The following is a 13,173-nucleotide window of genomic DNA, read 5'->3' on the forward strand; positions in this document are numbered from 1 at the left end:
GAGCCGTTGCTGATCGGGGTTGCGGGTCGTTGAAGCGTGGGTTACAGCGGACGACCGATTTGGTTGCAGACAGCAGTGTTGCCGATGCTCAAGCCATTGGAAGCGGTAACGAAGGTGTCGCGTACTGCGGTTTTCCAAGCGGCTGGCAGCGGTACGAAACGGTTGGAGGTGATAGCAGCGTCGTTGTTAGCCAGAGCACCGTAGTGCTTGGAGAAGAAAGCACGCACTTGGGAGGTCTGGTTAGCGTCGGCATAGCACTGGCTGAAGATCAGGTTAGTGAAGCCCAGGATCGGGTAGCCGGTGGCTGGGTATTGCACGACGCTGGCGTCGTTAGGGTTGGTAGCCGCTGCGAACACAGGCACCCAAAGGTTCTGATCGCCGCGACCGGCCACTGCAGGCGGTGTGATCGCGTTGATGGCAGCCGAAACGTTGGCAGGCGCAGGCGAAACACCACCGATGGTGGCGACTTTGGTTGCGTCACCCAGGCCGGCGACGCTGGTTGCGGCCCAATCCGGGCTCATGTAGGTGATGCGATCCTGAGCGTTGTTCAGCAAGCCCATCACGCCTTCACTGGTGTCCTTGAAGGTTTCTTTAGGCGTGGTAGTGCTGGCTGGGTTGATTTCTTGCAGAGGGTTGATTGCACCCGCTGGCAGACCACGGGAGAAGCTGGTCTCAAAGGTCTGGGTGACTGCGAAGGTACCGTTTTCCAATGTCGAGTTGCACTTGGCGTTGAGGAAACGGGTGAACAGCTCGGTCGTGCCGCTGGCGCCTTTACGGTAAGCCACTTGGATAGTGCCGCTCAGGCCAGGGGTGATCTGGTTCCAGGTAGTCAGACGACCCGAATAGATGCCGCACAGTTGGTCAACGGTCAGGTTGACGTTGCCAGCACCGGTCTTGTTGAAAGGAATGGCAACCGAGGTGGCCACGGAAGGGACCTGGATCAGCTTGCCCCAGCCTGCTTGCTTGGTGTTTTGATAAGCCAGCAACTCGGCGGCGCTCAGCTTGGAATCGCTACCGGCCCAATGCACGTTCTTGTTGGTGACACCGGCGACGAACTTGGTGTAGTCGTTGTTCAGGAAGGCTGACTTGCCGTTACCGCTGCCTACGCCGATGTATTCGGCAAAACCGGCAGTCAGAACGCCTGCAGTCTTGTACAGCGGTTCTGGCAGAGTTGCGCCACCGCCGTTGATGTCAGCCATCGCAGCCTGGGCCGAGCACAGTGCAGCGAGGGTCATGGATACCGCGAGAACGTTGCGCTTAAACATGAAGAAGCTCCTTTCGTCGTGTTTGTACGTTGGGGTAGATGGCTCTTGCATGACGCCATGGCTCCGGTCCCAAGCCGTGTTTCGGGGGTGGCGAGGGGTGAGGCCATGGGTAGGAAATTTCGCAGTTTCCGATGACAGCAAAAGGAAAAAACCTCGGGAGGAACACCTTGATTTTCAAAAAGATTCTCGGGTGTTTTGGTCATCGTTTTGAGCGGTTTCGGCGCAGGTGACAGCGAGGTTTCAGCGCCAACGGCTGGAAGCCGCGTGGGGTGTCGAGATATGACGGAATGAGGAACCCGAGGTTGGGGTCGGCGCATCGGGAGCGCGAGAAAATCGGCTGAATAAATGCAATCAACCTGTGGGAGCGGGCTTGCTCGCGAATGCGGTATGTCAGTCAAAAATGCTACAACTGGCCCAATGTCTTCGCGAGCAAGCCCGCTCCCACCTTTGGATGTGTATTGGCTTCAAGTGACCAACTGGTTGATCTCGATGATCGGCAACAGCACCGCCATCACAATCACCAGCACCACCGCGCCCATCACCACAATCATCAACGGCTCCAGCAACGCGGTCATGCCCATGGCGCGGCGCTCGATATCCCGCGACAAGGTCTGCGCCGCACGCTCCAGCATCGGCGGCAGCGAGCCGGTTTTTTCGCCACTGGCGATCAGGTGGATCAGCACCGGCGGGAAGACCTTTTCCACCGCCAGCGCCGGGGCCAGGTTCACACCTTCGCGCACCTTGGCCGTGGCGTCGTTGACGCACTGGCTAAGACGCTCGTTGGACAAGGTTTGCCGCGCCGCCTCCAAGGCGCGCAACAACGGCACGCCGGCAGCGCCGAGGATCGCCAGGGTCGAGGCAAACCGTGCCGTGTTCAGGCCCAGCACGAAGCGCCCGATCAGCGGCAGGCGCAGCACGCGGCTGTGCCAGTTCAGGCGTGCCACCGGGTTGCGCAGGTACAGGCGCCAGCTCCAGAAACCGCCGACGATTGCAGCAAAACACAACCAGCCCCAGGCGCGAATGAAGTCGCTGGCATTCAGCATCGCCAGGGTCAGCCCCGGCAGGTCCTGACGCGCCTGGGAAAACGCGCTGACCACCTGCGGCACCACATAGCTCAACAGGAAAATCACAATGCCGATCGACACCAGCCCGACCACGCCGGGGTAGATAAACGCGGTGAGGATCTTGCCACGCAGGTTGTTGCGCTCCTCGATGTAGTCGGCCAGGCGTTCCATCACCTGGGCTAGGTCACCGGACTCCTCCCCCGCTGCAATCAAGGCGCGGTAAATCGACGGGAAGTCCCGCGGCCGCGCGGCCAACGCATCGGCCAGGCGCATGCCGCCGCGCACATCGGCGCGCACAGCCGCCAGGGTCTGGGCGATATGCTTTTTTTCCGCCTGTTCGACCGTGGCGCTCAACGCAGCCTCCAACGGCAGGCTGGCACCGAGCAGGCTCGCCAGTTGCCGCGTGGCCCAGGCCAGGTCGTTGTCCGACAGCTTGGCGGTGAACAGACTGTTGCCGGCGGCGCTTTGCTGGCCGCCCTCGACCTGCACCAGCAACGCGGTCAGGCCACGGCTGCGCAACACGGCAAACGCCCCGCTCTGGCTGTCGGCTTCCAGGTGCCCGGCCTCGACTTTGCCGTTGGCATCGGCGGCTTCATAGCGATAGCGATTCATCAGGCGTCCCGTGTCACACGCAGGATTTCTTCGGGCGCGGTGGTGCCGCTGCGCACCCAGCGCTCGCCGTCCTCACGCATGCTGAACATGCCGGCGCGGCGCGCAGCCAAGCGTAAGTCCTGCTCGCCGGCGCCCTGGTGGATCAGGCTGCGCACATCATCATCGACGCAGAACAGTTCATGAATACCGGTACGCCCGCTGTAGCCGATCTGGTTGCACTGCGCGCAGCCCACCGGGCGCCAGGTGCCCGGCGCGGCCGGGTCCTCCTGTTTACAGTGCGGGCACAAGCGCCGCACCAGGCGCTGGGCCAATACGCCCAGCAGTGAAGATGCCAGCAGGAAGGGTTCGACACCCATATCGATCAAGCGGTTGACCGCCGACACCGCGTCATTGGTGTGCAGGGTGGCGAGCACCAAGTGGCCGGTGAGCGAGGCTTGCACGGCGATTTGTGCGGTCTCCAGGTCGCGGATTTCACCGATCATGATGATGTCCGGGTCCTGGCGCAGGATCGCGCGCAAGGCCAGGCCGAAGGTCATGTCGATCTTGGCGTTGACCTGGATCTGGCTGATGCCCGGCAGGTCGTATTCCACCGGGTCTTCGACGGTCAGGATGTTGCTGGTGCTGGCGTCCAGCCGTGCGAGCGCGGCGTAGAGGCTGGTGGTCTTGCCGCTGCCGGTGGGGCCGGTGACCAGCACGATGCCGTGGGGCTGGCGGATCAGGTTGTCCAGTTTGGCCAGCACCTGCACGTCCATGCCGAGGGTCTCCAGTTGCAAACGCCCGGCCTGTTTGTCGAGCAAACGCATCACCACCCGCTCGCCATGCCCAGTGGGCACGGTGGATACCCGAATATCAATCGGCCGCCCGGCCACACGCAGGGCGATACGGCCGTCTTGGGGCAGGCGTTTTTCGGCGATATCGAGCTGGGCCATGATCTTGATCCGCGACACCAGCGCGCCATGCAGCGCCTTGCGCGGCGACACCACGTCACGCAGGGTGCCGTCGACGCGGTAGCGCACCACGGAATGGGTTTCATAGGGCTCGATGTGGATGTCACTGGCCTCGTCGCGAGCGGCCTGGGTGAGCAAGGCGTTGATCATGCGAATCACCGGGGCGCCGTCCTGGGTGTCGAGCAGGTCGGTGATTTCGGGCATGTCTTGCATCAGGCGGTCGAGGTCTACCTCATTTTCGGCGGCGCCGACTACGGCGGCGGCGCTGCCGGTGTCGGCGTAGGCGCTGGTGAGCAGGCCGTCGAGTTCGTCGTCACGCACGTGTTCGAGGTGGGTTTGGCCGAACTGGCGGTGGACTTCGCTGATGGACCAGCCGGGGGTTGAGGGGCAGACGGTGAGTAGCAGGCCCTCTTCGCTGGGGCGCAGGAGGATGCGTTGGGATTTGGCCCAGGCGTAGGGGAGCAGGCTCATTGGGTTGGGCCTTTTTTTACTGTGTACATATCCGTTTTTTTGTAACGGCCTCCTATGGTTCCGCCCTTACGGCGGGTCACTTTTGGAAAAGAGCCCCAAAAGTAACCAAAAGGGCTCTTGCCCCACCACTCGGCACCTCGCTTAGGCTCGGTGTGCCCGCACGCAGACTTGAATCCGTGGGCCGCCGCGATGGGCCATCCTTGGCCCAGCGCGGCTAACCCGGCGTCCTGCCGGGTTGCCCACGGATTCAAGCCTGCGTGCGGCCAGCGTGGTTTAACGGGGCGCCTAAGATCAAGGTCACGGTCAAAAGCCTGGATCAAAAGATCGCTGACTTCGTCAGCGCAAAGGATGTAAGGGCCAAAAACAAAGCGCTTTTGATTTACACCACTCAGGTCGGCTTTCAGGCCGCCGTGCTCTGCTGTTGATCTTTTTGATCTTGATCCTGGGCGCCCCGTAAAACCACGCTGGCCGAACGCAGGCTTTGGAGCGTGGGTAACCCGGCAGGACGCCGGGTTAGCCGCGCTGGGCCATGGATGGCCCATCGCGGCGGCCCACGCTCCAAAGCCTGCGTGCGGGCACACCGAGCCTAGGCGAGGTGCCGAGTGGTGGGGCGAAGACCTTTGGTTACTTTTGGGTCTTTCCAAAAGTGACCCGCCGTAAGGGAGGAACCATAAGCCGCCGTTACCGCAGCAACGGATATGCCCACCAACACACCGCTATCGCAGGCAAGCCAGCTCCCACAGCAGTACACAGCAGACCTCAAGGCCGCGCCCCCCAGAAACCGGCACCGCCCGAATCACCGCCCGCGGCCCCTGCTGCTGCCCAGCCCCCGGAATCGCCTTATCCACCGAAGGCAACTGCGGCGCCTGCACATCCGGCATCGCCCAACTATGCTCCGGCTGCAACCCACCCTGCGCCCGACGCATAAACTCATAGCGATTGAGCGTAATACTGCGCCCCGCCCCACTGTCACGAATAATGTAGGGCCGCAAAAACACCATCAAGTTAGTCTTGCTCACACTGCGCTTTTCATTACGAAACAACGCCCCCAACCCGGGAATATCCGACAACCAAGGCACCGCATCATTGCTCTGGCTATAGCCGTCCTGCAGCAACCCGCCAAGCACCATGATCTGCCCGTCATCCAACAAAATGCTGGTATCAATCGCACGCTTGCTGGTCACCGTCCCCGCCGCCACCGAAGCCCGCGCATCCACGGTGCTGACCTCTTGGTAGATATCCAGCTTCACCGTACCGCCCTCGGAAATTTGCGGGCGAACATTCAGCTTGAGCCCCACCTCTTCACGCTGCACCGTCTGGAACGGATTGTTGCTGGTGCCCCCCGCCGCCCGTCACATAACTGCCGGTGATAAACGGAATGGTCTGCCCCACAAAAATGCTCGCCGCTTCGTTGTCCAGGGTCAGCAGGTTGGGCGTGGACAGCACATTGGTGCCGCCCTTGCTCTTCAAGGCGCGGGCCAGCACCTTGAGGTCGAGCACCTTGCCGATCCCGGGGATATCCACGGTGCCGTTCACCAGTCCCACGTTCAGGCCCTTGGGCAGCACATCAATGCTGGTGGGGCTGGCGGGCGTGCCATTCACGCCGCTGCCGCCCAGGTTGACCCCGCCGAAACCGCCCTTGCCGCCGAGGTTGCCGGCCTGCCATTGCACGCCGAACTCGGTGGCATCGTCTTCACTCACCTCCACGATCAGGCTTTCGATCACCACCTGGGCGCGGCGTTGGTCGAGCATGTCGATCACTTCGCGCAGGTTGCGGTACAACGGGTCCGGCGCGGAGATCAGCAAAGTGTTGGTGGTGGCGTCCGCCTGGATAGTGACGCCGCCGGCGCTGAATGCGCTGTCCTGGTCGCTGGCGGTACTGCCGGTGCTGCTGGTGGTGCCGGTGGTCTGCCCATACACCGGCTGCACGCCGCTGCCGGTGGGTGTGCCGCTGCTGTTTTGCGCAGTGCTGGTGCCTTGGGTGTTCTTGCCATTGCCGCCCATGGCGCTGAGCTTGCCCCGGGCGTCGTCGCTGACGCCGGAGTCACTCTCGCCGGTGAGCAACCCGCGCAGCGACTGGGCCAACTTGCCCGCCTGGGCATTGCGCAGGTACACCACGTGCATATTGCTCGGGTTGCTCTGGGCATTGTCGAGCTTGTAGATCAGGTTGCGCGCCAGCTCCGTACGCTCGGGGCTGCCGGAACGAATGATGATCGAGTTGGAGCGCGGGTCACCGATCACGTTGATCTTCTGGGTCTGGTCGGCACCCTGGGTTTCCAGCAGCTCGGAGACCATGGCGGCGATGTCCACCGCGATGCCGTTCTGCACCATCACCACGTCAGTGTCGATGGCGCTGGGGGTGTCGATGCCATTGATGATCTGCGCCACACGCGCCAGGTTTTCCGCATAGTCGGTGATGACAATACTGTTGTTGCCAGGGTAGGCGTTGATCGGGTTGTTGGGCGACACAATGGGGCGCAGCACCGGGATCAGGTTCACGGCGTTCTCATACTGCAGGCGGAAGGTGCGCGTCTGCATGCCGCTGCTGCCGGCGCTGTAGATCGGGCCGCCGAGCAACTTGGCATCGGCCTCCGGCACCACCTGGGCCACGCCGCCCACATCCACCACGCTGAAGCCCTGCATGCGCAGCGCCGCCAGCAGCATGTCGTAGGCCTGGTGCGCCGGTACCTGGCCTTCGCTGACCAGGGTCAGGTTGCCTTTTACCCGTGGGTCTACCAGAAATTGCTGGCCGGTGGCGCGTGACAGGGACCGCACCACGGCCTGGATATCCGCGTCGACAAAATTCAGCTGCACCGGCTGATCGCCCAGCGGGTTGCGCGCTTTGACGGCTGCGGGGGCTTGACCACGGGCGCTGTTGGTCACCGGGTGTTGTACACGCGGTTTGGGCGGCAGTTCGCGCTGGCGCTCGAGTACGCTCTCGCCGCTGCGCTGGGTCTCTGCCAGCGGCTGGCCGAGTTCACTGTCCACCAGCAGCGGCTTGGTGGACTGCGAGCTGCTGCACGCGCTCAACGCCAATAGCAGCAGCGGCGCGACCTTACGAAAAGGCGCAGGGTTGGGGACTGACCACTTCATGAAGCTTCCTTAGCGCCAAGCGCCTGATCCATGCGAACGGTCCCGGACACAGTGCCGGCCGAGCTGTCGACGGCGTCCACCGCACGTTGCAAACGCGCTTCGGACACCTCCAGAGAAAACGAACGGGGATTGCCCAGCAGCCAGCCCACCACGGCGTCTGCCGGTGCGTTATCAAAGGTCAGGCGCCAACCACCCGGCTCCAGCGCCTGCAATTGGTAATGCCCTTGCAGCCCGGCGCCGTCCAGGGCCTGGTGCAGCGCGGCCTCGTCGGCATGGCGGGGGGCACCAACGCCCTGCAACAGCACTAGCAAGGCTTGGGCCTGGGAACGCAGCTTGGGGGTTTCAGCCTGCCAGTAATCGATCTTTTTCAGCGCCGGTTGCACCAGCACCAGCCAGGTCAGCAGGCTCGCCAGCACCAGTCCGGCACCGACCAACAGGCGTTTTTCGCGCAGCGCCAGGCCATTCCAGAACACTTGGGATTGGCTGCGCAGACGGCGTAATTTATTCATCGCCGGCCTCCGGTTTTTCCGCCATCTGCGCCGGGCCAATGCTCCAGCCCTGCTCATCACGTGTGGCGGCAAAACCCGCTTGGGCCAGCGCTGCCTGCCAGTCGCCCTCGGTTGCCGGGTTGCGACTGTCGGCCAGTAATGCCAGGTGCAAACGGCCCTGCTCGAAGGTCAGGCGCTCGACGCTGCCCACCATAAACGGCAGGTTGCTGCCCGCCAGTTGCAGCAGGCTGGCAAAGCGTTGGCCTGGATCGGCGGCCGCGCCGGTCTGGCGTGCAGCCAATTGCTGACGGGCCTGCTGCAAGGGGTTGAGCACCACCGGCAACTCAGGAAACGCCTGGCGTACCTGCTGGCTCATCAACGTCTTGAGCCGTTGACCTTCGTCCACCTGGCGAGCCGCGTACAGGTTGAGGCCGACCGTCCAGATGGCGGTCGCCAGCGCGACATAGGCCAACGCCCGGCCCCACCCGCCGCTGGACGTCTGGTTGAGACGGCCGTGCAAGCCCCAGGCGGGCACGGGCCCGCTCCAGCGTTGCGCCGCGTCGACCAGGGGCACATCGAGGGCTTGCAGCCCCAGCGGATGCGCAGCCCCTTGCTGCAGGCTATCGCGGCTCAACAAACAGCCGTCGTCCAACGCCGCAGCGCCCACCGGCAAGGCATAGGGCGCCGGGTACAGCCCATGCAGTTTAAGCTGCACCTGCGCCAATACCTGGCCCAAACGCTCCACCCCGGCCTTGGGCACCCAGCCCACTTGCACGCGCCCATCGCTTTCGCGTGGGCCGTGAGCCACCTGCATCTGTTCCACCGGGCCAAGGATCAGCGCCTGCGCCGCACAGGCCACCGCGGCAGCGGTTTTCGCGGCGGGCAAAAGCGGCAGTTCCAGGCTGGTGAGCAGGCTGTCACGGGGATGCAGAAAACAATCCACGGCCTGCCGGCTTTTGCCCAGTTGCGCCAGGCTGGCATAACCTTCTTCAGTGACCACCCCACGCGCCAGCCAGGCAAATGTCACGCGGCTTTCGATGGTCAGTTCATCGAGCGGCGGCAAGCCGATGCGTAGGCGTTTCATACCCCCACCCGCGACCAGATCACGCGTGGCTGGCGGTCTTCGGGACGGTGCAGCAGTGCGTCGAGCGTCACCCGACGTTGCTCGCGCCGCGCCTGGCCTTGCAGGCGAAACCACTCGCTGGTGATGCCCACTTGCACGGTGTCCACATTGACCTGAGGCATATGCAGGCGGTTGACGAAATCCCCACGGTTGATAAACCAGTGCCCAGCGTCGCGCTCGGCCACCAACCCATGGGCCTGGTCCAGACTGAGCTGCGGCACCACCGCGCTGAGCACTTCGGCGCTGGCAGTATTGCCGTTGACCCAGGTAATGCCGGGCAGCACGCTGATGTACGTCTGCATGCGCCGCAGCACCACCGGGTCGAGGCCCTCGATACCACTCAAGTCGTCGAGGCTGCGCAGCATCGGGTATTTGGCAGGTGTATCGGTGCGGTCATAGGAGGCGATCACTCGCTGGCTGATGCGCTGGCTGACAGCCGGGGCGACGCCGATCAAGCGGCACAGGCGCTCAAAGCTCTGCAATTGCTCGCTATCCAGTTGCTCGCGGTTGACCAGGTTGCGCAGGTTGAACTTGCCTTGCTCATCGTCAATGCGACCCTCGAAGGCACCGGCCTGGGCGCGGGCCCAGGGTTGGTCGAGGCGCGTCAGCACGTCCTTCTGGCGGGCCTCCCAGAGCATCTGCCGACTGCGTTCAATGCCGCCCTGCAACAGCCATTGGCCCTGGATGCGCAATTGCTCGGCTTCCAGGCTGCGGGTAAACACGGTCTGGCGCGTGAGCATGGCGCCGGCCAGCACCGCCACCACCGCCGCGATCAACAAGGCGCTGATAATCGCCATGCCGCGTTGCTTCGCCGCTGCGGGCGAATGCCGTTTCATGGCGCGCCTTACAACTGCCAGGAGCCGATATCGGCGTTGACGCCATCGCCATCCGGTTTGCCGTCGGCGCCGAGGGAGAACACATCGACCTCACCGTTGGCGCCCGGGTTGAGGTAGTGATACGGGTTGCCCCACGGGTCGTTGGGCAGGCGGTCGAGGTAGGCACGCCAGTTGCTGTTCTTCGCATCGGCCGGGCGCTCCACCAGCACTTTGAGACCCTGGTTCATGCTCGGGTACGTGCCATGGTCCAGGCGATAGAGTTTCAGTGCCTGCATCAACCCACCGATGTCCTGCTTGGCCGCTGTGGCCCGCGCCTGGTCCGGCCGATCAAGGACCTTGGGCACCACCATCGCGGCCAGAATCCCGAGGATGACCACCACCACCATGATCTCGATCAAGGTGAAGCCACGTTGCCCGCGAGGGCCTGGCAATGGGGATGTTAGGCGCGCGATATCCATCTCGACATTCCTTGGCTTGAGTGCAATTCGTGGCGCAGTGTTGCAAGAACATATGTCAGTCGTATTGAAAATCCTCGGGAGTTTCGGTCGCCAATCGGTCAACTCCCGGCGCTAGTCTGCGGGCCTGTTTCGAGGCTTTCGAGAGTGCCATGTACAGCCGTCGCAAGGAGCAAGGCTTTACCCTGATCGAGGTGTTGGTGGCCCTGGCGATCATCGCCGTGGCCATGGCTGCCGCCGTGCGTGTGGCCGGGTTGATGACCCAGAGCAACGGGCTGTTGCGCGATAAATCCATGGCCTTGCTGGCGGGGCAAAGCCGCCTGGCGGAACTGCGCCTGGAAGGTCACTTACGCAGCGGCAAGAAGACGTTCGAGTGTGACCAGGGCCGCCTGAAACTGCGCTGCGAACAAACCATCAATGCCGATGGCCGCCTGTTTCAAGTCAATGTGCAGGTGCTGGATGCCAGCCGCGACGCGCCGCCTCTGGCGCGCCTGGCGACTGAGGTGATGGCCGAGTGAGCAGCGGCAAGGCAGGCCCCTCGGGCAACTTGTCGAGGTTGACGCGCAGCTTCTCGCCACCGCGCTCGATCTCCACGGCGTCGCCCTCGATGGCGGTCAAACGCACGCCGGGGCTAAGGCGTTCACCCACCAGAAAACTGCGCGGCGGGCCATCGTTGAGGCTGAGAATCGCCACCGCGCCGCGGGCACCGGCCAGTACGCCCGAGACTTTGACCTGCAACGCCGTCGGCGCATTGGAGAACCACTGCAGCGCCGGGTTATCGCTGCGCGCGGCCAATGCCTGCGGCGCCGCTTGGGGGGTGTGGGATTCGGCGGAGGTGAGCAGCAGCGGCGTCCATACCGCCACACCCGCCAACGCCACCAGCAATGCCAACGCCTGCACGCCATGGGCAGGTGAAAAACCAAGGGGAAATGCCATGGGGAGGACCTCCTGTTTGTCCATCGCCACAGCCTACAGACCAATTCGCACGTTTTTATTTCAACTCCTCTCCAGTTCTGCAGGTGCCCTGCGATGAAACAACAAGGCTTCACCCTGATCGAGTTGATGGTGGTGCTGGTGATTATCGGCATCGCCAGCGCTGCCATCAGCCTGACCATCAAGCCCGATCCGCTGCACCTGCTGCGCAAGGACGCCGAGCGCTTGAGCCAGTTGCTGCAAGTGGCCCAGGCTGAAGCCCGCGCCGATGGCCGCCCCATCACCTGGCGTGCCGATGCCAAGGGCTTTCGCTTTAACCGCCGCAGTGACGATGGCAGCGGCGTCGAAGCGTTCCAGGCCGACACTCAACTGCGCCCGCGCCTCTGGGAAAGCACGCCGATGCAGATCAACATAGAACCTCGACAAACCCTGGTACTCGACGCCGAATGGATCAGCCCGCCGTTGCGCGTGGTGCTCTCCGACGGGCAGCACAGCCTCAGCCTGCAACGCGATGCGGCAGGCCTGATGCGGGTGGTGAGCCAGCCATGAGCAAATCCCAGCAAGGCTTTACCCTGATCGAAGTGATGGTCGCAATCATGCTGATGGCGGTGGTCAGCGTGATCGCCTGGCGCGGCCTGGACAGCGTCACGCGTGCCGATCAGCACTTGCAGGCGAGCAGCGAACAAACCGAAGCCCTGCTGCGTGCCCTGAACCAGATGCAGCGCGATATCAGCCTGCGGGCCAGCGTCGAACTGAACGCGCCGAAGGACAACACCGAGCAGACCAAAGGGCTCGCGGCGGTGACCGTGCGCAGCTCCGACAGCCAAGGGTTTCGGCTGGAGGTGATTCGTAGCGCGCCCGTCGCGGGGGATGGCTTGCAGCGGGTGCGCTGGTGGCTCAAGGGGGACAACCTGTACCGCGCTGCAGCGCCTGCACGGGACCGGTTTCCGTTGCCGGCTGCGAAGGATGGGGTGGTGGTGTTGGCGGGGGTCAGTGATTTGCAGGTGCGGGTGTGGGAGGTGGATAAGGGCTGGCGGCAGTTGAGTGGCAACCGGCGTGAAGATCCGCTGGGGATTGAGATCAGCCTGGTGCGAGAGACGTCGCAGGGGGTGGAGCGGTATCGGCAGGTGGTGGGGCCCTTGCGTTAGGGGGGTTGGGGTTGATTGAGTACATATCCGTTGTTTGGGTGATGGCTGGAATTGGTTCCGCCCTTACGGCGGGTCACTTTTGGAAAAGAGCCCCAAAAGTAACCAAAAGGGCTCTTGCCCCACCACTCGGCACCTCGCCTCCGGCTCGGTGTGCCCGCACGCAGACTTGAATCCGTGGGCCGCCGCGATGGGCCATCCTTGGCCCAGCGCGGCTAACCCGGCGTCCTGCCGGGTTACCCACGGATTCAAGCCTGCGTGCGGCCAGCGTGTTTTACGGGGCGCCAAGGATCAAGATCAAGATCAAAAGCGCAAAAGATCGCTGACTTCGTCAGCGCAAAGGATGTAAGGGCCAGATCAAAAGCAAAGCAAAGCACGGCGGCCTGACAGCCGACCTGAAGCCATACTCGGTCAAATGTGGGAGCTGGCTTGTCGGATCGCCGCACCGCTGCGAAAGCATCAACTGGGTTTGCCTGATGTACCGAGTTGTCTGCATCGCAGCGATGCGGCGACCCGACAAGCCAGCTCCCACAGAAAAGCAGATCTACTGCGGACCCGCTTTTGATCTACACCACTCAGGTCGGCTACCAGGCCGCCGTGCTCTGCTTTTGACTTTGATCTGAGACGCCCCGTCAATCACGCTGGCCGAACGCAGGCTTGAATCCGTGGGCAACCCGGCAGGACGCCGGGTTAGCCGCGCTGGGCCATGGATGGCCCATCGCGGCGGCCCACGGATTCAAG

At 63.3% G+C, this 13,173-nt stretch carries 11 protein-coding genes and 1 pseudogene; 3 read left to right on the forward strand and 9 right to left on the reverse strand.

Features of this window, described 5'->3' with window-relative positions:
- Positions 1–41: 41 nt before the first annotated feature.
- The 8 genes and pseudogenes from LRS56_14225 to gspG all read right to left on the reverse strand — a co-directional run bounded on the left by LRS56_14225 (position 42) and on the right by gspG (position 10,357).
- Positions 42–1,265 carry a substrate-binding domain-containing protein gene (locus LRS56_14225; protein ID WDU65490.1) on the reverse strand — a complete coding sequence of 408 codons (1,224 nt, stop codon included), beginning with the start codon at positions 1,263–1,265 and terminating at the stop codon, positions 42–44.
- Positions 1,266–1,729: 464 nt separating this feature from the next.
- A complete protein-coding gene (gene gspF / locus LRS56_14230; GenBank protein ID WDU65491.1) occupies positions 1,730–2,941 on the reverse strand; it encodes a type II secretion system inner membrane protein GspF in 1,212 nt (403 codons plus the stop codon).
- Positions 2,941–4,359 carry a type II secretion system ATPase GspE gene (gene gspE, locus LRS56_14235; protein WDU65492.1) on the reverse strand — a complete coding sequence of 473 codons (1,419 nt, stop codon included), beginning with the start codon at positions 4,357–4,359 and terminating at the stop codon, positions 2,941–2,943. Before gspE ends, gspF begins: the two co-directional genes overlap by 1 nt.
- Before the next feature lie 716 nt (positions 4,360–5,075).
- A pseudogene (gene gspD, locus LRS56_14240) lies at positions 5,076–7,452 on the reverse strand (type II secretion system secretin GspD).
- Positions 7,449–7,961 carry a type II secretion system protein GspM gene (gspM, locus tag LRS56_14245; GenBank protein WDU65493.1) on the reverse strand — a complete coding sequence of 171 codons (513 nt, stop codon included), beginning with the start codon at positions 7,959–7,961 and terminating at the stop codon, positions 7,449–7,451. Before gspM ends, gspD begins: the two are co-directional and overlap by 4 nt.
- On the reverse strand, positions 7,954–9,024 hold the full coding sequence (gene gspL / locus LRS56_14250) for a type II secretion system protein GspL (protein WDU65494.1): 1,071 nt from the start codon (positions 9,022–9,024) through the stop codon (positions 7,954–7,956). The genes gspM and gspL overlap by 8 nt, the downstream gene beginning before the upstream one ends.
- A complete protein-coding gene (gene gspK / locus LRS56_14255; GenBank protein ID WDU65495.1) occupies positions 9,021–9,899 on the reverse strand; it encodes a type II secretion system minor pseudopilin GspK in 879 nt (292 codons plus the stop codon). The genes gspL and gspK overlap by 4 nt, the downstream gene beginning before the upstream one ends.
- An 8-nt stretch (positions 9,900–9,907) precedes the next feature.
- A complete protein-coding gene (gene gspG / locus LRS56_14260) occupies positions 9,908–10,357 on the reverse strand; it encodes a type II secretion system major pseudopilin GspG (GenBank protein WDU65496.1) in 450 nt (149 codons plus the stop codon).
- Positions 10,358–10,506: 149 nt separating this feature from the next.
- Here gspG and gspI point away from each other — a divergent pair, with 149 nt between their 5' ends.
- Complete coding sequence (gene gspI, locus LRS56_14265) at positions 10,507–10,872, forward strand: type II secretion system minor pseudopilin GspI (protein WDU65497.1); 366 nt, start codon at positions 10,507–10,509, stop codon at positions 10,870–10,872.
- Here gspI and LRS56_14270 read toward each other — a convergent pair.
- Positions 10,796–11,290, reverse strand: coding sequence for a general secretion pathway protein GspC (locus tag LRS56_14270; GenBank protein ID WDU65498.1), 495 nt, complete (start codon positions 11,288–11,290; stop codon positions 10,796–10,798). The two genes, gspI and LRS56_14270, sit on opposite strands and share 77 nt — an antisense overlap.
- A 93-nt stretch (positions 11,291–11,383) precedes the next feature.
- Here LRS56_14270 and gspH point away from each other — a divergent pair, with 93 nt between their 5' ends.
- Together gspH and LRS56_14280 are read left to right on the forward strand one after the other, a co-directional pair.
- Positions 11,384–11,836: a type II secretion system minor pseudopilin GspH gene (gene gspH / locus LRS56_14275; GenBank protein ID WDU65499.1), complete on the forward strand. Its 453-nt coding sequence runs from the start codon at positions 11,384–11,386 to the stop codon at positions 11,834–11,836.
- Positions 11,833–12,435, forward strand: coding sequence for a prepilin-type N-terminal cleavage/methylation domain-containing protein (locus tag LRS56_14280; protein ID WDU65500.1), 603 nt, complete (start codon positions 11,833–11,835; stop codon positions 12,433–12,435). The genes gspH and LRS56_14280 overlap by 4 nt, the downstream gene beginning before the upstream one ends.
- Positions 12,436–13,173 lie beyond the last annotated feature (738 nt).

Origin of the sequence: Pseudomonas poae, from assembly GCA_028869255.1 — a bacterium.
In the GTDB taxonomy this organism is placed as follows: domain Bacteria; phylum Pseudomonadota; class Gammaproteobacteria; order Pseudomonadales; family Pseudomonadaceae; genus Aquipseudomonas; species Aquipseudomonas poae_C.